The 21,928-nt window shown below is 45.2% G+C and carries 11 protein-coding genes; all 11 read right to left on the reverse strand.

What is annotated here, in order from left to right; translation table 11 throughout:
- Nucleotides 1-5: 5 nt before the first annotated feature.
- The 11 genes from ACLTWA_RS19835 to ACLTWA_RS19885 all read right to left on the reverse strand — a co-directional run bounded on the left by ACLTWA_RS19835 (nt 6) and on the right by ACLTWA_RS19885 (nt 21,845).
- Nucleotides 6-689, reverse strand: coding sequence for an ABC transporter permease (locus ACLTWA_RS19835; RefSeq protein ID WP_006775583.1), 684 nt, complete (start codon nt 687-689; stop codon nt 6-8).
- Nucleotides 686-1,531: an ABC transporter ATP-binding protein gene (locus ACLTWA_RS19840; protein WP_002591416.1), complete on the reverse strand. Its 846-nt coding sequence runs from the start codon at nt 1,529-1,531 to the stop codon at nt 686-688. The genes ACLTWA_RS19835 and ACLTWA_RS19840 overlap by 4 nt, the downstream gene beginning before the upstream one ends.
- Before the next feature lie 103 nt (nt 1,532-1,634).
- Nucleotides 1,635-2,216 (reverse strand): TetR/AcrR family transcriptional regulator, encoded by a 582-nt coding sequence (locus ACLTWA_RS19845; RefSeq protein ID WP_006775582.1) that lies wholly within the window; start codon nt 2,214-2,216, stop codon nt 1,635-1,637.
- A 240-nt stretch (nt 2,217-2,456) separates the two neighbouring features.
- Nucleotides 2,457-2,825: a hypothetical protein gene (locus ACLTWA_RS19850; protein WP_117565962.1), complete on the reverse strand. Its 369-nt coding sequence runs from the start codon at nt 2,823-2,825 to the stop codon at nt 2,457-2,459.
- Between the two features lie 19 nt (nt 2,826-2,844).
- The gene (locus tag ACLTWA_RS19855; protein ID WP_117565649.1) at nt 2,845-3,378 is read right to left on the reverse strand and encodes a hypothetical protein; all 534 of its coding nucleotides are present in this window, start codon (nt 3,376-3,378) and stop codon (nt 2,845-2,847) included.
- 16 nt (nt 3,379-3,394) lie between these two features.
- Nucleotides 3,395-3,850, reverse strand: coding sequence for a zinc-finger-containing protein (locus ACLTWA_RS19860; protein ID WP_172683611.1), 456 nt, complete (start codon nt 3,848-3,850; stop codon nt 3,395-3,397).
- A gap of 119 nt (nt 3,851-3,969) precedes the next feature.
- The gene (locus ACLTWA_RS19865) at nt 3,970-15,579 is read right to left on the reverse strand and encodes a SpaA isopeptide-forming pilin-related protein (RefSeq protein WP_412329619.1); all 11,610 of its coding nucleotides are present in this window, start codon (nt 15,577-15,579) and stop codon (nt 3,970-3,972) included.
- A 65-nt stretch (nt 15,580-15,644) separates the two neighbouring features.
- Nucleotides 15,645-16,535 (reverse strand): transglutaminase domain-containing protein, encoded by an 891-nt coding sequence (locus ACLTWA_RS19870; protein WP_055654125.1) that lies wholly within the window; start codon nt 16,533-16,535, stop codon nt 15,645-15,647.
- A 190-nt stretch (nt 16,536-16,725) separates the two neighbouring features.
- The gene (locus ACLTWA_RS19875; RefSeq protein ID WP_412329620.1) at nt 16,726-20,352 is read right to left on the reverse strand and encodes an Ig-like domain-containing protein; all 3,627 of its coding nucleotides are present in this window, start codon (nt 20,350-20,352) and stop codon (nt 16,726-16,728) included.
- Nucleotides 20,353-20,394: 42 nt separating this feature from the next.
- Nucleotides 20,395-21,636, reverse strand: a complete 1,242-nt coding sequence (locus ACLTWA_RS19880) for a DUF6273 domain-containing protein (RefSeq protein WP_117565641.1) — start codon at nt 21,634-21,636, stop codon at nt 20,395-20,397.
- Nucleotides 21,633-21,845: a cold-shock protein gene (locus ACLTWA_RS19885; RefSeq protein ID WP_002591407.1), complete on the reverse strand. Its 213-nt coding sequence runs from the start codon at nt 21,843-21,845 to the stop codon at nt 21,633-21,635. Before ACLTWA_RS19885 ends, ACLTWA_RS19880 begins: the two co-directional genes overlap by 4 nt.
- Between the last annotated feature and the right edge of the window lie 83 nt (nt 21,846-21,928).

Consider the following 21,928-nt stretch of genomic DNA (forward strand, 5'->3'; position numbering starts at 1 on the left):
CCTTTTCATAGCTTTACACCTCCCAAACTTTTCCACATATGCTCAACTGTATCCCTTGCAATTATGTAGAGGATAATCAGCGTAGCAATTACAATTACCATATCGAACGATAGTAACATACTTTTTCCAGTTATAAGGTTCATACAAGCCATGAACGGAAAAAAGCAAAACACATTTGGTAAAGTCACAAACAGACCAGCAATAGGTGGAACAAAGCAAACAATTTCTATCGGCATAATTACAATAAGAAACTGGTTCAAGTTTGAAATCTTTGTAGCTGCAATAATTCCAAGCATAGTAAAGATTGCTGATGTCAAAGCAGTACCAACTGCGATACCAAGCAAATGATTGCTGCCGGAAACTAACCCTAATATCAATGCAATTACCGTAGAAATAGCAATCAACGCAACTGTTTTTGAAAGTATATATTCAGATATTTTTACAGGAGATACCACCATAGCATTTAATACCTTTTGACTTTTTTCCAAAAGAACAATCGCTCCCATGAAAAACAATCCCATTGCTGCCGGGTCAGAGTATATCATAATAGAAGCAATATCCGTTTTCCAATGTTCCGGCAAAGCGGCAATCCCACACACATATAAAACGGTTAAAATAAAGTAGATAAAATAGAAACCATATTTCCATTGGAAATGTATATCACCACAAATTAAACGTCCCAATCTCATTGAAGTGTCCTCCCTGTAATATCTACAAAAATATCATTTAATGTAGGCTCACTGCTATGAATGGAAAGCAGACGGTTTTCGGAAATTAAGTTTTTCAATAACTTATCTTCTGTGGTTCTATCAAGCAGACATTCTCCCGTTTTCTCACCTTTGTCATAGTAGGTATATTGTATTTTTGCAGCCCCCCTTGACATAATCAAATTATGGGGACTATCCAATGCGCTTACTTTTCCGGCAACGATAAAGGCTACCTGATCACATAGCTCTGTTGCGTCAAACATATTGTGAGTAGTAATGATAACCGTTTTTCCACGTTTCTTTTCTGCAAGGATAATATCTTTCATCAAACGATTATTCGTAGGGTCAAGACCGCTTGTCGGTTCATCAAGGAATAATATGTCTGGGTCATGTATCAACGCTTTGATAAAATTCAAGCGGGAACGCATACCTTTGGAAAAGTCGCCAACCTTTTTATCTCCGTCATTTTCCAATCCAACCATATGCAATAGTTCGTCAATAGACCGGGGCTGCTTTTCATACAGAGAAGCAAAATAGGCGAGATTTTGTCGTGCAGTGAATTTCTCATAACAGGTTGAAAATTCAAAATCAACACCGATATTTTCATAAAACCGATTTGTACGCTCCCGTATTTCTGTACCTGCAACTTTTACGCTGCCTTTATATTTTGTATTAAGTCCGGTCAAAACTTTTTGAATGGTTGATTTTCCGGCACCAGAAGGGCCCAAAAATCCAAAAATTTCTCCTTTCCCAACATGGAAACTTACATTCTCGACAAACGGTTTGTCAGTATAGCTAAAATACAGTTTTTTTACATCGATCATTATTTTGTCCTCCTCAGACTTTATGACTCATAAAAATATATAGTCATACAAACTGTAAAAAATATGTTTGGCTATCTGCCTGTCAAATAACCAAACAAAATTGTTACTCTGCTACTACTTGTTGAACAATGCCATTCACTAAAAGATTTTGTATCATATTCAGTTCTTTATCCTCCTTGAACTGTTCCAAACAGGATAAAACAGAATACAGGGATTTTATGATAACCGTATGCGGAATCGTAAAAATAACCCCTAAATCTTCAAGCATTTCCAGTATATGTATATCATTGTGCATATGACTGTCAAATATATCTGGCGAAAGTTTCCTTTGCAGATAGTCCATTAAAGACAAATCGATCTGCGAAAGAATAGGAGAATTAATCAACCCAGTTACCCCCAAAGTGATAACATCTTTTGTTAAGTCCCTATGATTTTCATACTTTCTTCCTTTAATTGTTGTTTCAATATTAGTAAATAGCTCTTTCTGTAAGCGAAAATTGATTTCTACATATAGGTGTTCTTTACTCGGATAAAAAGCGTAGAATGAACCTTTCGATATATTTACAGCAGCTACTAAATCATCAACCGTTACTTTTTTCAAGCCGTGTGCTGCAAACAGCTTTTCCCCCTCTATCAAAAGTTTCCTGTTTATGATTTCTTTTTCTTGTTCTGTAAAGCGCGGCAATTTTCCTCACCTCCTTATGACTAAATGCCTTATATCGTCACATAGAATATATCACTTGCTTTCTTTGTTGTCAAGAGATAGCCTAAAATTATTTTATAAAAAAAATCTGGCATATAAACAATAAATCATACAATGATTTTACTACATACGCTTACTGCTATTACTACTGAAGTAGTCAAGCAGGATACAGCTATCTTTGACATACTTCACCCTCAGATTACTATATATTTCTATAACTCATCACATTTCCTCCACCCCCAGCAAAATATCATTCTTCAAGAAAAATCGGTACACAATCCCTTTCCTCACCCCGCTCTGAACCGGTACCAGAAGCCGCTTTGCCTTTCCTTCCCCATCTACCACCTCAATTTCCCAATATCTTTTTCTGCCCTTACAGTTTTGTATCAGGGTCACTTCTCCCACCAGCGTCTCATATTTCTTCTGGAAAATAACCTGACAAAGGTATAGAAAGTAAAGACCCAGGCCGGTCACGCATAGTATTGTGAGTTTTAAAACACCTTCTCCCTCCTGATGAATCTCCATAAAAACTCCCGCTGCCAGGATGCCCAGTATGACACCTGCATTTATGATTAGCTTTTTCATTAACATTTTCGGAACTCCCATCCATTCATGTTTCATATTCATATATTTCTGCCGTTTCAGGCAGCCTTTCTTTTATGGTCTGGTACACGGCCTGCATCTTCTCCTCCGGGTAACCAAATGGGCTGACATAGAAAAGACACCGCCGGTTTTCTCCAGACCCACGGATTTCACTCTCACCGCCTTCTGGAATCTGTAGATAAAAACCGCCTGCTTTGGCTTCCCTTATTAGCGCCTGAACTTCCTTAAAATAGATTCTGCATTGCTCGTAGTGTTCCTTCTTCCAAGGTTGCCTTGCAACAAAACAACTGGTCTGAATTTCTAAGCAGCATCCGCTTAATGGCATAATCAACTGCTTTAGCTTCCAATAGCGAATTGCGCTTCCAAACATACCACACACACCAAGTCCGATGAATGGTCCACCGATGATGGCCGGAAAACGGGCCGCAAGAAAAAACAGCCCCAATGAGGCTGCTATTCCAAAAACAGGTATCATAATCAATGCTCTATCCCTTTGATCCATTCTGTGGTACATTGGTTTATCTGATGGCTCTAATCTCATGTGCTTATGCCCCCTTTTATGCAGCTCTTTTTCCTTTCCAATTTTCTAATACTCGCTCACACTCCATGATGGTCTGCTCACACATATAATCTGAAAAACATCCGATGTGTGTCTCTTTAGGCGGCAGGTTTAAGCTGCAGGATAACCAGGCATAAACTCCATTTTTGCACATGCACCCACTTTCAATCAGTCTGTTCATGGCACGATGCGCGCGGATTCTTTTATTACGAAGTTCTTTATCCGCCAAAGAGCCCATAGGCTTTTTCGTTCCTCTATGAACTCCTACATAGGAATTGCAATCCGGATATCCGCTGCATACATACAGCATGCTTCCTGCAATTATCGTATCATCACCATACACATACTCGGCTGGCCGCATAACAGCGTCTCGTCCACAGTAAGGACAAACGGGCATTGCAAGGTTAGGTTTCTTACGCGGATGTATCCGGACTACTTTCTGTTTTTTTTTCATTTCTTCTATCTCCTTCCTCCTTAATATAGATCTATTGTATAAAACGGTTATTCCTTAATACAAGGGTATTTCATAAATTTATTATGGGGAGAAATATGTCCCATTCCTCCCCTCTTTGCTTATACGTTTTGATTCTGCTTCTTTTTCCGATAATAGGTATATCCTGCAGTACCTGCACCGACACTGGTAACACCAATCACAGTGGCGACCGCTGCTCCATGGTTCTTTTTAGGTATGTAAACCCCCGTTGCTTTCATGGTGTATTGCTCTACCTCTTCTTCCCCGCTATCATAGGTAGAAATCAGGCGTACGCCTTCCTCCTCCGGAAAATAGGCACTTCCCTCATATATCACTGTGCAGTCACTCACCTTCTTGGTACCAGTTATAACAACCCTACGGCATAGGATACCCGCTTCATCTGTGTAAGCTTCCCCATCCCACCTTGCTGCTTCTATGGTATAATGCTCAGCATCAGCCTCAATCAGAGAAAGGAGCTGCCCTTCATATCCGGTGAAGTCTGGTTCAGTCCCACTCAGTTTAAAAACCTGGTCCCCAATCCAATAGCCGTCCAGCCCATATTCATGGAACACAGCTGAAAAGGAAAATGTATCGTCCAGGCGCTCCCCGCCAAATGTCTGGTCAGAAATTTTTGCAATAGTCTCCATCATCTGCCCGGTTTTCTCATCTGTTACCGTCATCTTGATTTTTGACGGTATCATGTCCTTGGCTTCCACTGCTTCATATAAGACTTCCTCACTTACCGGTACCTCATGAGCCCGTATAACGGCTGCTTCCTTCTGGGATTTTACCAAATGATAAGTAATTCCATTCCGGGTTATCTGTTCTTTCGGCCTAACCTCCACTTTTCCATCAATAAACGGGCTTGTTGCGATTTCAAAAGAATTTCCAGAACTCCTTTTCCCCTGTTCTTCCAGCACTTCTGTCCGGATTTCTGAGAGACGGTATTTTTTTCCGTCTCTCTCAATTTCTTTTTCAAACAGCTTTTCTGCTTCATTAGAATCGGGGTTTTCCGTTGTATACTGGTGTTCCTCATATATATTTTCAATTACATCTTCCGCTGCCTGAGACTCCATCACCGGCGTACTAACTACCATTATTGCCAACAATAGAAACATGCCAGCCTTTATCCCTGTTTTTGATTTCTTTTGTTTTTTTCTCCACTTTGAGAGGGAAACAATTAACAGGCTTACTACGGATGCAAGCCATGCCATGAACACCCCTACAAAATAGCTGGTATCTCCTGTCTTTGGTGCATGATTAAGTTCACCGACCATCAAATCACCCTCTCCCCTTCTATTTGTCTCATAATTGGCCGTGATTGTTCCGTAATGTTTCTGATCGGTAATGGTATTGTCGCCAATTATACTGCCGTCCTCAAACACCGTGAATGAAAAGACCGTCTCGTTTCTGTCATACCCTTCCGGTGCTGTCAGTTCCCTGAAATGATATTCCCCCGGAGACGGGACCGGAAAATATACTTTTCCCTTTTCATCACTAATGCCGGAGAAGATATGGTTTCCGTCCTGGTCTGTGACCTCGATCTCGGCGCCAGGCAGTTCCTCTGCTGTTGTTACATCCACTTTAGAGATTATCATTTCTGTTTTACTGTAGTTTTCCATAGTCGTATCCCCTTCTATGGTCCCATCTTCAGTTACTGCAAACGCATGCAGTACCTCATTTAGATAGTATCCCTCTGGTGCCTCCGTCTCTTTAAATGTATAGGCTCCTTTTAAAGGTTTCTTAAACCGGAATATTCCTGCTGCATTTGTAAATCCTTCCGCATAGACACTGCCGTCTGGATTGTAAACGGTAATCTTTGCCCCTGCAAGCTTCTGGCCAGTTCTTCCATCAATCTTAAACAGTTCCATATACTCCGCTGAGGGTCTCGGGTGATTCGGAGTGCTGCCACCGCCGCCACCTGAATGGGTGATTTTATAGTTCTTGACCACAAATTCCTGTATCGCCTCAATATCTTTTATTTCTATTTCCTGCGGCTCCATTTTCTCATAGCCGGAGGGAGCCTTCACCTCACGTATTATATACGTACCGCCCGCAAGGTTTTTAAAGTGTTCAGCCTCACCGTCCCTGGATGTCCATTTCCGGATTACTGTACCGTCCGAATCTCTTACCAGTTGAAGAACAGCGCCGCCCAGCAGTTTTCCTGTTTCTCCGCTAACCTTTCCTATCTCTATCTGGATTGGCTGGTTTTTAATATCAAAATGCTGCATGGTCTGATTAGGAAGGATCTCAATTTTCATATCCTCCATTGGGACATATCCTTCCGGTGCCTGTGTTTCCCTTATTGTATAGATACCAGACGGTATTCCTGTTAAAATAAGCGGCTCCTTTCCTGACACCCATTCTTTCATTACAGTCTCCTCGTTTGTCCCCGCAGCCTTTAGAAGCTGAAGAACCGCCCCTTCCACTGGGCTGCCTTCCAAGGTGTCCGTCTTCTGGAGTTCCACCACAATCTTCTCATTTACCAGGTTAATCTCCTGCTTTTCCTCGGTTCCGCTCACGCAAAAGTTTAAACGCCCTGTTACTGCATAGCCCTCTGGGGCCGTCAATTCCCTGATTGTATATTCTCCGACAGAAAGTCCTTTAAAAATTTCAGGTATCTTCCCGCTTACCCATTCTTTCAATACCATGCCATCGGCATCTCGAATCAACTGAAGTCTTGCTCCCGCCAGGTTTTCTCCGGTCTCTTTATCTGTTTTTGCCACTTCCACTTCAAGTTTCCGGTTTGTAATGGTAACGGTTTGTATTCCTGCTTTCTCCGTAATCTCGATTCTCACTGGTTCCTTTAAAAGCAGGTAGCCGTCTGCCGCCTGGATTTCCTCCAGTATATACCAGCCTGCCTTTAAGCCGCGGATTAGTTCCGGTTCCCCAGTGGTAACCCATTTCGCCACCTGATTTCCTCCCCCATCTGTAAGCTGCAGCACTGCTCCTGTTACCGGTTCCCTGGTCTCCTCGTCCAGTTTGTCAATCATCAATTCGGTCATCCGGTTCTCCATTACAAACGTCTGTTGCTTATAATCTTTGGTCACGGTAATCCGCATGGGACCTTCCGGTATCTGGTATCCTTCCGGAGCCTCTACCTCTTTCACTAAGTACACGCCTGCCGGGAGACCGAAGAACTGAATCGCTCCGGTTTCATCTGTAATCCATTCCTTAATGATTTCCCCGGACGCTTCCAAAATCAGCTGCATCTTCGCGCCCTTTAAAGGATTTCCGGTTTCACTGTCCACCTTTCTGATTTCAATCTTGGTGTCATCATCAAACATCTCCACCATAGGCATGTCATCCACTGTCATGTTCCCGGATATTGTAAAGTACACTTTCTCTGCTTCTATATATCCTTCCGGTGCCCGTGTCTCGATTAGGACATACATTCCCTCTGTCAGGCATTCCAGTTCGTGCGGGACCTCCGTGGAAATCCAGCTTTCAATCACATCACCGTCAATCCGTATAACCGTTCCGTCCTTGTCAACCATCTCTGTGACTCTGCGGACCTCTAAGCTGGCGCCCGGCAGTTCCTCCTTTGTTGTAAGCTGCTTTTTAGAAATGATAACCCTATTAGGGCTATCCGCTGCTTCATACTGATAGGTGAGCGTCTGGTACTGGTCTGTCTTTATATTAAACTGGAAGTCGTGGACTGTCGGGTCAAGCAGATAACCGTCAGGCGCTTCCACCTCCTGTATCCGGAAATGATAGAGGCTTACCGCCCCATCCGTTCCTATCCCTCCAATGGGGACCGGGGAGCTGACTGCCCGACCATCGGAATCCGTTATCAGAATGGTCGCCACATTGGTATCCAGATTGGACAATCGGAACCTTGCACCTGATAAAACTTGTTCCGGATTCCTTTTATCGGTCTTGATAATCTCAACCTGGCCCAGAATCAGTTCATTTACCAGTTCAATCTTTTGAATATCCAGTGTATCAACAATCGCAAACGGCAGTTCTGCAGCCCTCACATATCCAAAGGGAGACTGTTCCTCAACAAAATAGTAATTCCCTGCGGCTGGCTGACTTAACTCATGAAGCCTTAAATCCCCGATTTCATAACCTTCCGGTATCCTGCCTTCTTTCTGGTCCCGCTTCGTGTATGTTCCGTCTGAGCCGGAAATCCAGCGTTCCACCAGATACGCCTCTTCGTACTCCATAGCCGGAATATGGTTCCCGTCTTCATCCTGCAACAGATTCCCGTCCGTATCGGTTACATACAACAGATTCCCGTTTTTGTCTTTCATTTGGTGTTTGGCAAGTGTACCATCTTCCTTTGCACGGTAGACGGCAACTGTGGCTCCGGAAATTTCTTTTCCACCTGTCACATTCACTTTTGTCAGGAGTACCTGAATCGGTTCGTCTGTCATGGTAATGGTCTGCACCCGTTCCTTAGAACCCACATCAAGGACTGGTACATAAACCGGTGCTGCCACTGTATAGCCGTAAGGAGCCTGCTCTTCTACCAACACATATTTCCCCACAGGAAGATACTCAAAACGCATGGCTCCTGTCTCCGTGATATAGCAAACCGCCTGACTTGTTCCCGGAACCTGCTCTATCTCATAATCATAGGCCGTGTAGCTGTGTCCACCCGGTATGGTAACCTGATGGGCCGTTTTTCTCACATCACTTCCATCATCTGTCTGCCATTCATACACCTTCTTTTCCTGATGATAGAGTATGGTTCCATCATCTCTATACTGCACTTCCCCATTCTCATCTACCTGGGCTTCGTATAAAGCCAGTGTGGCCCGGTGAAGATTATCCATCACAGCCCCGGTCCGGGAGTCCAGCTTTAAAACCTCTACCGCTGTATGATCATCTTCCATTACATAGCCTTGTACTTCACCGGTTTCCAATATGGTGACTTCCACATCCTCCGCCGTCACATAGCCGGCCTTTGTTGGTACTCTTGTTTCCTGAAGAATATAATCTCCCGGCATGATATGGTCAATCCAGTGTGGAACGTTTCCTTCTGACACCCATCGTTCCGCTACAATCGGTTTGTCCTCCATATCCCGGAGAATTTCCAAATGCCACCCCCGGTCGGAATCATCATAGACGCGGTATGCTTCGTAGAGTGTTAAAACCGCGCCCTCAATCTCTTTTCTGGAAGTCATATCAAGCTTTGATACCTCAATCTTTGTGTAATCATCCTCCATCACATAGGACTGCTTCTCGCTTACATCACGGACAATCACACCGACTGATGCGGACTGTACATAACCGTCTGACAACGGGGCAGCTGTCTCCTCCAGGATATAGGCGCCCTGCCTTACTCTTGCAATTTCACAGGCACCATGGTCCGTCACCCATTCATTCTCAATCCATATAACACCGCCATCCTTATAATAGATAGGAAGCCCGTTTTCATCTGGTACTGGCTGCAAATCCATGTTGATAGATGAATTTCCTTCCCCGTTGGTATATACTTCTACGGATTGGGAAATGATTTTATCCCCATTTTCATCAAGCGGCCAGACAATCACTGCGCCGGTTTTATCTGTCACATAAGCCATACCTGTTTCTGAATCCAACATACAGAGACGGTTCCCCCAGTCATCCAGTCCATAGAGGATGCCGGTCTGTTCATCAAGTTCTGTGGGATCATATTTTAAGTCAAAATACCATATGTCCACGGGTGGATTATCCTCTTCTGTAATATCCCACTCCGCCTGCCCTGCTGCGTTTGTCCCAGTCTGTCTTATATCGGTATCCACGCCGGTATCATACGCCTGGATTCCTATTACTGAGCCAAATAGATTTCTCTTCACCTTGACTTTCTCATACTCGTGTTCCCCAGTTTGCTTTACTTCCAACCCCTCATACAATGTCAGTGTTGCATTCTCCACATATATCTTCTCCTGACCGTTTTCAAGGCGTTTTGTCACATAACCAAACCCGGCAAATTCCCCATTGGGTTTATACTGTAAATCCACGTCCCCGCGGTTTTTTAGCTGCTTTTCATCTCCCTCTACACGGTATGTGACGGCATCCGCACGGTTTTCCAGCTTATGTATTTCTATATGTGTAGGTGCATTCTTTACAATAATCTGGTGCATATCCTCTACAACGGTTTTCCCGTCAGCGCCAATGGGACGCATGTACTGGTATTTTACCGCCTGCGTCCTTTTCTCCTGATTGCCGTCTTCATAATATTCCACCTTGTCGCTGTATACCGTAAATGCAATAGGTTTCGACTTCACATATCCATCCGGTGCCTCTACCTCCACCAGAACATAAGCGCCGGCGCCTAACGGCTGATACGTTTCCAGATACCCCACGCACTGCTTCTCTGTATGCAGGCTTCCGTCCTCTCCTTCAACTTCTCCGTCCCGGATTGTGGTGTAAGCCTTAAAAACCCCTACTTCCGCTCCGGTGTCGTCCTGCATGAAAATTTGTTCACGTTCCTCATAGAGAGGCGTTCCCTCCTCATCAAACAGGATATCCCCGCTTCCTGTCACACCGGAAGCACCATTTCCAATCACGTCCCTTTTGGCTGCATAAATCTTAAAGAGCGCTCCTTCATGCAGAATATTTTCTCCAGTTTCAGAATCCAATTTCTCAATCCTGAGCCTGGAGCTGTAAAACTCATTCTCAAAATCCTTGACTGCAAAGGAAATAAAATTAAAGGTTCCATCTGTCTCCAGGCCAGCTTCCCGGTTTCCGATATCGCCGTCATCGTTGATTACTTCTCCATATCTGGGATCTAACACACTCCAGGGTACAAGTGCTTTCGCGTACATCCGGTCCACGGCAGTAGACTTTCCGGTCATGGTAACCACTCCATTCATTGTTACACCATAATCCGCTATCGTTCCATCCCGGTCGTAATAAGTTTCATAATACACCTGGTCTGCACTTCCAGCATCCTCGCTGATAGAGCCGTAATGATAATACCTCGCTACTGTCTCATTCTGGCAATCCCTTCTGCTGTCCGGCTCCAGACCATACTTAAACACTTCAAAATCGCCGTCATTATTATGCGCATATATGATATGGGTTTCTTCATTAAATCGAATCTGATAACGCTCAGTCAATTCCTCCGGTGTCATGGCAGAGTCGTAAAGATATTCCTTAGATGGGATTTTATCATGTACTGTACCATCGGCATCTATCTGTGGAACAAAAGGAATCTCTACCTCCTGAGGCGCATCAATCTCATAATGTTTTTGTGGGATGCCTGTTGGCTGCTGCTCCACCAAAACATATGTACCGTAAGGAAGCATCCTGCTTTGTCCCCAGTAGTCGTCCTTCCCGCCGCCCCGGTTTGCATGTACGGTTGTCATATCCCCGTCTGCATCATACTTTTCCAAATCCCACTCAATTGCAAGCTCAAACGCAGCATCGGGATTTTCCTTGAAAAATGTTACATAGTCATAACTGCCATCTTCCTTTTTCATAAGCTTGTCTGTTTTCTCTAAATCAGAACGCAGATACAGTTTAAAGAAAAAGCCGGGAAGCGTCTTCGTCTCCTGTGTTCCGTTATACCCTCCAAAAAGAACGGTAAACGGGTCACGGTGAATCTCATAGGTATTATGCTCATAGGAGTCCAGAGCAATATCCTTTTTCACCTCGATTGCCTGCTTAATCACCCGCTCCAGCATAATAACCGGCTCTTTCCGTGTGCCATTATCTTCATAGATTTCATACTGGCCCGGATAGAATAATACAGGGAACTTTAGATAAGAGCCACTCTCCTGTGCAGGTTTGGTCGTCATGACGTTCACGGTTGCTGTATATTCTGTTATTTTCTGTTCTGTCACTACCCTGTAAGTTCTCTCATGTTTTTCCCCCTCTGTAAATTCCTCGTCCGTATCCACATGGATGCTCACCTGGCCCTCCACTGCGGTTGTCTTTACAGGGGTCAGAATTTCCTCATAGGAAACCACCTCCTGGCTGGTATAGATTGGAACCGCCTCCATCTGCGGGATTTTCTGTCCTTCACTGTCCAAAATGAACTCCCCAGCCGCATAGGTCTCATAGACAGGTGCATAAACCGTCTTTATCAGAATTTCGTCTTGCCCCAAAGCCTCCAGGTCCAGTTCCTTTTTCTCTACTGTGAAGCGGTAACCATCCATATCATACTGTCCCTCTTCATAGACTGCATAATAAAACCCGGCCTCATATTCCTTTCGGATTACTAAAAGACCACTGCCGCTTTCGTAAATGGCTGGCTGGTTCGCCAATGCTTTATATCCATAACGAATTCTTGCATACCAGGTTCCCGCCTCCTCATATACTGCATCTACATCATATGCATCCCAAAAACTTTCCGAGGAGCAGAAGGTCAGAATCTCATCTATCATCTTCCCATTTGTCTTTCCAGATAATTTGAGTTTTTTAAACGGGTAATCAGACAGCCCACTCTTATACCCCGAAAGAGCAAGAGCCGATGACGTCTCCCACAAAATATAATCCTCGTCAATATCTTCTGATTCTTCCATATCCAAATCGGACGGTTCCTCCCGCTCAATGGATGAGATATAATCATTTAATCGGTTCACTGCCGAAACCGTTTGGGTGAGCGCCCGGTCAGACAACACCGGATTGCCGCTATCATCTAATTTTATAATCTTATTCCCGGTTTCGTCTAACTTGTATTCTCCACCCTCGGCAGTCCGGTACAGGATATTTCCCTGCGCATCTTTTTTCTCTACGCGCTCTGTTCCAGTTATCACCTGCTCCTGTGATGCAGTCTCTTTTCTTGTCACCTCATATGCCTTGACACGCTCCGGGAGACCGGAAAGCAGAATATCGAAACCCTTTGTTTTATAATATTTAACCGTAAAATCATAGGAATCCTCAAACCATTCATTAATACTATGGGTAAATCCATCTGTATAGGCACTCCCTGACGCGGTTAAGACAATAGGCTTTCCTGTTCGATTGCTCTCAGATAAGTTCTTGCCGGTTACAGAACGTTCATAACCTTCAGAGCGTGAGATTTCTTCTATATAATAACTGCCTAAAATAAGCGGACGTCCAATCCAGCCATTTCCATTCCGTACTTCATTACCCGTATAGAGATTCGGTACCTCTCTTGAGGTTTCTGATACTTCTGTTATGGTTAAGAATGAAGCATCACCATTTTTATCCGTTGTGGCAATGGATACCAACTCCCCCGCAGAAAATACAACACCGGTTTTCCCATCTGGATGCCTGATGTCCTCTGCCGCATATAGTCCATATACAGCGCCCTCTAAGGTTGCATCTGCTTGGGCTTTTCCATAGCTGTCCTCTTCCAGCTCAAAAAGTTCTTTATCCCGCTTATTAATATGCAGCTCTCCTTCTGTCCTGTGATCCTTCACCAGATAAGCGTAACCAATGTACCCGGACGGATAGCTGCCTTGCTCAATCGGTGCCACCTCACTGTCTTCCTGGACACCATCCCATTCCCAGTGTCCGCCTGTTCCAACTTTTATAGAGGCCGGGCGTGAAACCAAATAGGTGGACGCATTTGACGGTGTGGCCACGTCCTTTTCTATCCCTATCTGGGATCTGGTTGCTACGGTAGGAAGGTCCTCTGTTATGGTCTCTTCTTCCACTGATTCAGCTTCATTTCCAGAATCCTGCGTTTCAGCTTCAGGACTGGCCTCTTCATCTGTTTCCTCTCTGTTTTCCATTGATGGCTGGGATGCCTCATCAGACTCTTTTATTTCTGTTGTATCTGCTGTTTCCTCTGACCCGGCCTCCACCTCCTTCTCCCCTTCCTCGCCGTTCTCTGCTGTGTCACCGGAAGATTCCGATTCATGTTTCTTTGTGTTCTCATGTTCCTTAGTAGCAGGCTCTTGTTCATTCCCTTTATCCTCAGGTATTTTTTCCTGTCCGGTAACTGAATCACTGGTTTGATTCCCTTCATCTGACATTCCCGCCTGAACAATATCTGTAACCTTCTCCGATTTTGACAACTGCGGCACATCCTCCATCTCTCGAACCGAAACTGCCCGATTGCCAGGGTAATAGCCGGTAATGGCACCCTCTCCTTCTGACTGAGAAGATGAAAATTCAACAATTTCAATGGAGACATCATCATTGTGCAGGTCATGAAGGATATATCCGGTTCTGGCGTCTGTTTCCCTGACTGTGTAAATACGCTTCAGGTGAATATAGGTACTCCATGCCTCATCCCGGTCCTCCTCCATTAAGTCTCTGGCAACGCCCTCATCGATGGAATGGAAATCACAATTTTCCTCACACCAGTCCACGCACTCCTGCCAGGCATCCCAGGCTTTTTTCTTCCGGCGTTCATTTTCTTCATCGGCCGAGTCAGAGTCACCATCCACATAATGAATGACTGGATCTGGGTGTCCCCCACAATAAGTCTTCTCATATTTATAAAGCTTCTTATCCGAATGCGAAAAATGTCCGTTGGCATCTGTACCAAGCCCCATATCGCACACAGTTAAATCTTCAAATTTCCCTTCTGATGTGGGCACCATTTTCATAAACTGGTCTTTTTCCAGATTTGTCCCGTCAAGCTGCGAAAACTCAAACTTTTCTAATACTTCAAAGGTGGAGTTTTCCAAAGTTTTCCCTGTCTCGGAACACTGCTTTTCCAGTTCAATGACATAATCCCGCTTAAAGGTCTCCTTATGAAGGTACTGGGTATATGGAATTTCATAGTCTCCTTCCCCGCGGTGTGTTGTACTTTTTCCAAAAGACAGCCAAACCTCCCACGATTCCTGTTTCCCTGCCATTGTAATCATGGCCTGTTTCCCATCTACTGCACTGCTCTCGTTCCAACCATCCGGATACCAGATTTTAAAGCTATTTGGCTTAACCCAGTATTGAGCCCCCAGGGAGCCATCCTGAAAATGTCCCCTCACAAGGCCAATATCGGGATTACCTGTCGTACATGTAAATGTGATTCTGCCATGTTCCAGAGACACATTCCACCCTTCTGGCAAATCATAAACAAGCGTGGACTGCCTCCAATCATCACCGTCAAACTCCAATGTAATACTATAGGTCCCATCCCCGTTTTCCTTCATTTTATGTACCGGCGCCTGGCTTTGAAATTTAGATGCAAAGGTTGGAACGGCTCCTTCCTCCACGGCTCCATTAACCTGTTTAAAAAATTGTTCCAATGCTCCTCTTGTCAATACCGCAAGCATAGGATCTTTCAGGTTCTCGATTAGGACTTCCATCTGACTACGGAAATCATCTAACCCATTCCAATTTCCTGACATAATGGCCCAGGTAGCTGCCTGCCCCAAAATATAATGTCCCTGGCCGATTTTCCCATTTCCCGAAATGCCTCCTTCAAAATTACCTGATGATGAGAGGGCGTACCATAAAATTTCTGCATCCTCTCTTGTCAGCCCAAGGGGCAGGTTGTCACCATCCGTATCAAGGTCATATGTTACAATCGTTCCCGGAGTGCCCGAACGCATGGACTTATTCGGTTCCAGGCAGTATCCAGGTGCTGAATGGCCGCCTTCTACATTGGTAATCCCATATGGCCAAAGGCCAACCCGATTATGGTTTTTTCCATAAAAGGGAAAACTTGCTCCCTCTTTTAAAAGATTCTGGGAGCCATAATAGGCAAACGTACTTCCTCTGTTTTCTCCCTCCGATGCATCTGCTGAAATAATACTAAATCCAACATTAAAAAAAGACTGAAGCGCAAGTAACACCGCTAAAAACAGCGAGCCACCACGCTTCAGTCTTTTGAAAAAGCTATCGTGTCGTATCATATTTTTCCTCATTTCCAAAAAACCGGCACAGACTAACATTGCTGTGCCGGTTTGACTTAGGCTATTTAATTCATATCAGGATTATACAACTGCGCTTTGCAGTTTGGACAAGGGTGGCAAACCTCCCTTAATCCGAATACATTTCTGTAATCGCAGAACGGACATTTGAGTTCCACTACATCCAGATAAAAACACGCATCCGTTCTCGTTGAAGATACATCAATGCTTTTTGCCTGACCATCTATATATACGGCATTCCACATGTGCACGTAATCCTCCCGAAGCGCGCACTTAAGCCCTACTGCATTAGCCAAAAGTTTATAGGCCCTGGCAAACCCAACGCACTTGCCAGTCCCATTCACCAGAATGCTGTAGACCTCATCATCTGCCTGTGTATATTTTCCCCGGTTGTAGGTCGCACGTAATGTAATCTCATCATAAATCCTGGTCGCCTTTTCATAATCACTGGCGCCATAGTCAAAACCAGTCAGAAACCTGCACACCTCCTCATAAACTACCTGGTTCTTTTCTGACAGCTCCGATGCAGGGATAATTCCCCTGACCGCAGCCAATACCCGTGTGTCATTCACCCACGCATAGTCCGTATCTTCATCAAAGATATATACCTGCCATTCTGGATCGTAATAATAAGGCCGGTTATCATACGGGGTTCGGACATAGCCGCCAAGCGACTGCTGTTCGGTCACCCAACTGCCGTCTGCTGCCACCAGGTATCCGTCTGGTGTAGTAGTATTTACAGCCATAATTCCATTCTGATTCAGATAATACGATGTTCCATTCTCTGTTATCCATTCCGCCCTCGCATAATTTCCATCATCTTTCTGGTATTGACAGCCGGTTGAAGTATTCTTCCATGTTCCTGCATACGCCGACATCGGGTTTAGGGTAACTGCCAGGAATATGAATGCCAGCTTCCAACCTGTACTTTTTCTCATTATAAGCACCTCCTTCTATCCATAGCATACAAAGTCTCTGGAATCTATGTCGAGGGCATTTCTGAATTTTTTTAAGGAATTACCTCAAAGGCATCCCTTCCAGCGCCCAATAACTTCATAAAATGGCTACAAAAGAAAAGGCATGAAAATACTCTCTCCATGCCTTTCCTTCCATATACAATTTTACCAACTACTCTACCCAAGCCCCGGACGCATCTACCCGGTATCCGTCTGGCGTCTGGCGGTTCATAAATAAAGCACCCTTGGTTCCGTCTGATGTGGGGTTAAAATAGTACCACACTCCGTCAATCAGGTTCCAGCCGGTATACATACGTCCTCTGGTCCCGTCTGAAACGGCATGGAGGTAATAGCGGTTCCCGTCTGTATCTGTAAACCATCCGGTCTGCATATATCCTTTCTCATCAAAATGGTACCACTCACTTGTCCCATTATAAGTAAGCAGCTGCCAGCAGGCAGCCGGATAGCTTCCATCTTTATTCTGATACCACCAGCCGGTACTATCCTGAATCCAGGTTCCAGCACTGTCAAAGTTTGGACTCATAGCACTTCCTATGACAGAACGGCTGGAACCGCCACCACCACCGGAGGAACTTCCACCCGATGAACCGCTTGATGGCCGCTGTGTCTGATCTGTTGTTTTAAACGCTACAACGACTTTGCACTCTGCGGACTTCTGCCCATCCAAGGTAAGCACCTGAATACTGGTTTCCATTGTTCCCGCCGCCGTGGATACATAATACTTGTCTCTTGCAAGATTATCTGCATCGACCTTCTCAAGGGCTTTTATCCATGCTGCCTCCGGCAAAACTGTCACCAGACCATTACCTGATACGGATACCACTGCTTCATTCACCGAGTTCCAGCTTACCTCCTTATTCTCCGCCTCTTCTGGCATCACGAAAGCAGTAAGCTGCTGGGCATCCGTCACCTGATAGGAAACAGACGGGTTGGCCCGGCTGCCGGTCATCACCTTCTCTATGCTGAACTTAAGTTCGCTTTTATCTAAGGCTACCGATGCTACATGTGCTATGGTCTGGTCATCGGTACGGAAGGAAAGATTCACTGCACATACCGACTGTTTTCCTCCATCTTCCGTTGTAACCGTCACATAATTGGAACGGGTACCAGACGCTTCCTTTTTTGCGTAAGGGTGCTCTTTATTTCTCTCTTCTTCTGCCCTGATTAAATCTAAAATCCACTTTGCATTCTCTTTGGCACTCACAATACCCTCTGAATCAATCCGGAGCATATCCGCATCACCTACAGACCATTTCACATTTTTGTTGTCCGCATATTCCGGAGTAATCGTTTCATAAAGACGCTTTGAAGGTGTGACGGAATAACGTTCTGTAGGATCCAAACGGTCCCCTTCTAATGTCCTGACAATCTCAAATGCCAGTTCAGACTGGTCGAGCTTAACATCTGATACCGGGACAACCGTATCGTCAGTAATCTTGAAATTCACCGTAACAAATGCACTGGAACGCTTCTGCCCGGCTTCTGTGGTTACCGTAACAGACGCATAGTTGGTTCCTTCTGTTGTTATCTTTTTGGACGGATATAATTCCTGATTGGTCACACCGGCTTGTATCAGCTCCTGAATCCACTTTGCCGACTGGTTGACCGATACCTCCCCATTTTCTGTAACATGGATGACATCGGTAGATGAGCCATCCGTATCTTTCACATTCCAAATGATGTTCTTGTTTGCCGCCGTATCCGGTATCACGGTAGCCGTCAGTTTCTGCGGATCAGTAACCTTCCAGCCTATCTGCGGATTCCAACGGGAACCGCTGCGTATCTGTTCTATCTCAAACGTCAGCTCCGTCTTATCCAGGATAACACCATTAGTCATTGCCCGGTATTTAGCAGATAGAGTAATGTTTCCTTCCGGCATGGTAAAGGAGGTTTCAGCCCCATTGGTATGTATGATTTCCTCTTTGTCAAAATCGTCGGTTGTCCAGGACAGGGAATCCGGCACCAATTCATAATATACAGGGGGCTCTGACTCCGTTTCATTTAAAGGACTTGTATACACCAGGACTTTGGCTCCCTTCGCTACGGCTCCCGGGTTTGCCCAGTTGATTTCTTTTGCAAAATTATTCTGGGATTCCAGCACAGAGAGTGTACCATGGTCCACAGCCGGAATTGTAATCAAATACCCCCTGACCGGATCTCCCGTCTTACTGGGAGCATAGTGATGGATATTCTCTTTTCCAATTTCCAAAACTCCCGTTTCCAGTTCCTCATAAAAATAACGGTTTGTCTGCTTTATAAAACTTCCCATCTGGTAAAGGGAAAAATCCCGCTGGTTGGAATAATATGCTCCGATGTGATGTTCCAGCCGAATTTGCGGTGTTAATTTATTTCCAAAGGGATTTAATGAGTACTTGTCCTCACTATCCGTATAGAGATAGGCGAGATCATCTCCTAAATCAATGTTCCCACCTTCAATATATCCCACAAAGAGTCCCGCTGTCTTTAATGTCGATGAAGTAGATGCTCCAATGGTCCCTGCAAACCGGCCATTCTTAACCTGGCCGCTCCGCATCCTTCCCACCAGACCACCGATATAATCCGCTGACGTGCTGCCAACCTTACCTTCCACATATGTATTATATATTTCCGTTTCGTAGATATTTCCTGCAATTCCGCCTACATATCCTTCTGAGTAAAGAGCGCTGTAGCTATCTGTGGTATCACTGGTGCAGTCACTCATAAAGGAGGATTGGGCAGAGCCGCAGATTCCTCCAGCGTAAGCTTCATTTACGCCGTCTGTATCGGTTCCCCCCAAGACTCCAGCTGTATTGGTACACTCCAAAATCACGCTGTCATATGCTTCCCCAACAATCCCACCGATGACACCTACGCCACGCACCTGTCCTCTGGAGCTGCAATTACTTATGGTGCTGTCGTTCGTCTCTCCAACCAGAAGTGCCGCCTTACTGTGAGCATTCACCTGTCCGTCCACCGTCAGATTTTCAATCACCGCTCCATGGACACTGCCGAACAGCCCGGCATAATCCTGAGTCGTATCACTGATTTTCAGGTTATACACGCGGTATCCCTGTCCGTTAAAATTCCCCTTAAATGGTTTCGGTTCGCTGTCCCCGGCTTCTGTAAAATATCCAATCGGCAGCCAGGAGGCAGTATCGCTTAAGGATATGTCCCGTGTCAAAGCAAAATAGTACCCCTCATAACCGTCCACTTCCTCATTAGCAACATGATACGCCAGGAGTTTTAAATCCTTATCCGAGTTAATCTCGTAAGGTTCTTCCTCGGTTCCCTCTCCATCAAAATGGTCACTCATTTCCATACCGCCCCAAATATTCAAGGCACCTTTGTAAAACATGGCATTGGAAGGAGTAGCATTGGAAGGAGTAGCCGGAATCAGCTCATCTTTATCTGTAATGACTTCTGCTGCCCCTGCCTCTGGTTCCTTGGTTTTGATTTCCTCCGTTCCTGCCTCGTTTTCCTCTTCCTCCGCTTTTGCTTCTGTTTTGTCCTCTAAATCTGAAGTTCCTGCATCCTGGTCCGCCTTCTGGTCAGTCTGGGTGATACCTGCTTGCGCCATTTCCCCTTCTGCGCTGTCTTTTTCTTTCTCCCGCCTAGCTTCTGACGGACTGGCCATTGGAGCTGTACCGGCTTCTTCTACCGCCTCGTTAACGGCCTCCTTTGCATAAACGGTAGCGATACCGTTTGGATATGATACAGAAAGAACTGGAGTTAACCCCATCGCTGCAATCAAGGTCCATGCAGATAGAACTGCCTGCCCCCTCTTCATCTTTTTCTTCATCTTGTTCTCCTTTTTCTCAGAAAATTCCCTATGTGCAAATTTTTATTCCTGAACTACCACAAACGCCGGACGGATACCGATTTTCTTATTGGTTACATCCTCCGGTGCCACCCGGCCGTCATAGGTAACAGCATAACCCTTCGTTCCGTCGCCGGCCGCAGGTGTACGCAGCCAATAGCCCGTCGTGAAGGTTCCTGCATTTATAAAATTATTCTCTTCTGCACCACCAAGCCTCCATAAGATATCCGGATACCGGAGCGCTTCTTCCAATGAAAGGCAGAATATCTGGTCCGTGACTTTAATTCCCGGGCGGCTGCGCTTTGTAAAGCTCCGGGCTGAAATCTGGTAATTATTACTTTTTCCCGCATAGGTAAACGGGCAGGTTGTAACCGTTTCCGCAAGATTTTCCCTATCCTCCAATTCCTGGTTTAGCCATGCCCTTAAATCAGACGCTTCCCAGGCATTTGCCCTCCCGTCAAAAAGGCTTTCGCTTCCACCAATAATGGTGTCACAGAGAAACAGCGCTCCATTCCGGTTACTTCCGGCATCACAGTAATCTGGATCAATACAGCGGAAGGTATATGATTTCCCGGCAATTGACCGTTCCATCGTATCCCCGGTATACCAGATTCTGCCCTGTGTATTATCTGGTTCTCCCTTCTGTATGACAAAGGCCGGGCGGACCCCGGCTTCTGTTAATGATACCCGGCTGGAAGCAATGTGTCCGTTGTATTGCACCATATAGGCCTGGTTTGTCGTGTTCTCTCTAGGCGACCTGGTCCAGTAGTAGCGCATTCCTCTTTGCGGTGTCCAGATTTTTCTGGTAATCGCTTTGTAGGCAGGGTTCTTTACTTCATCAACAGACAGGCAGAAAACCCGGTCTGATATGGAATCCCCAGTCTCTGAAAGTTTTACGGGGAGCAGGTCCCCTGATACTGACAAGGTATCAGCAAACTGCTGGTTAAGCCATGTCCTGACATCCGAGTAGGTATAATCGTTATTGGAAGCCGCATAACGGACACACAGAGAGTAGGGAATGACCTCATCCGACACAAACAGATATCCACCCCGGTAATCCGTATCCAGACAGGTGAATCCCAATGTGCTGTATCCATCACCGAGGCCAGTCTCAACCTCCAGTGTATCTCCTGTCTCAAACCTCCCCTCCTCACCTCTGACTGTCTCCGCATGGGCTATAAAGCCAAATAGATAGCTGATAGCAGAACAGGTGGCAACCAAAACAAACAAGGCATGCCGCTTTTTCATTCTGATTCGCCAATTCATTCCTGCTCCTCCACCGTCACTGATAATGCAACACTTCGTTTCCTGTCATCCTCCCCTGGCTCAAAGTTCACTTTCTGCCCCTCCTTCAGCCGTTTAAAACCATCTCCATGGATTTCGGAATAATGGACAAAATAATCAATGTTGTCCTCATCTGTAATAAATCCAAATCCCTTCCGTACATCAAACCATTTCACAATTCCTTTCAGCATATCAAAACTCCTTTCATATTTGTGCAAATAAAAAAGACAGCATCTGGTACTGTCTCAGGTACAAAATTCCTATTTTCTTTTAA

The sequence above is a fragment of the Lacrimispora sp. genome, assembly GCF_046972725.1.
Lineage (GTDB): Bacteria > Bacillota > Clostridia > Lachnospirales > Lachnospiraceae > Lacrimispora.

Bases quoted from the DNA above. Each gene is read 5' to 3' on its own strand.
- ACLTWA_RS19835 (WP_006775583.1), bottom strand. From the start codon at position 689: ATGAGATTGGGACGTTTAATTTGTGGTGATATACATTTCCAATGGAAA.
- ACLTWA_RS19840 (WP_002591416.1), bottom strand. From the start codon at position 1,531: ATGATCGATGTAAAAAAACTGTATTTTAGCTATACTGACAAACCGTTT.
- ACLTWA_RS19850 (WP_117565962.1), bottom strand. From the start codon at position 2,825: ATGTTAATGAAAAAGCTAATCATAAATGCAGGTGTCATACTGGGCATC.
- ACLTWA_RS19855 (WP_117565649.1), bottom strand. From the start codon at position 3,378: ATGAGATTAGAGCCATCAGATAAACCAATGTACCACAGAATGGATCAA.
- ACLTWA_RS19860 (WP_172683611.1), bottom strand. From the start codon at position 3,850: ATGAAAAAAAAACAGAAAGTAGTCCGGATACATCCGCGTAAGAAACCT.
- ACLTWA_RS19865 (WP_412329619.1), bottom strand. From the start codon at position 15,579: ATGATACGACACGATAGCTTTTTCAAAAGACTGAAGCGTGGTGGCTCG.
- ACLTWA_RS19870 (WP_055654125.1), bottom strand. From the start codon at position 16,535: ATGAGAAAAAGTACAGGTTGGAAGCTGGCATTCATATTCCTGGCAGTT.
- ACLTWA_RS19875 (WP_412329620.1), bottom strand. From the start codon at position 20,352: ATGAAGAAAAAGATGAAGAGGGGGCAGGCAGTTCTATCTGCATGGACC.
- ACLTWA_RS19880 (WP_117565641.1), bottom strand. From the start codon at position 21,636: ATGAATTGGCGAATCAGAATGAAAAAGCGGCATGCCTTGTTTGTTTTG.
- ACLTWA_RS19885 (WP_002591407.1), bottom strand. From the start codon at position 21,845: ATGCTGAAAGGAATTGTGAAATGGTTTGATGTACGGAAGGGATTTGGA.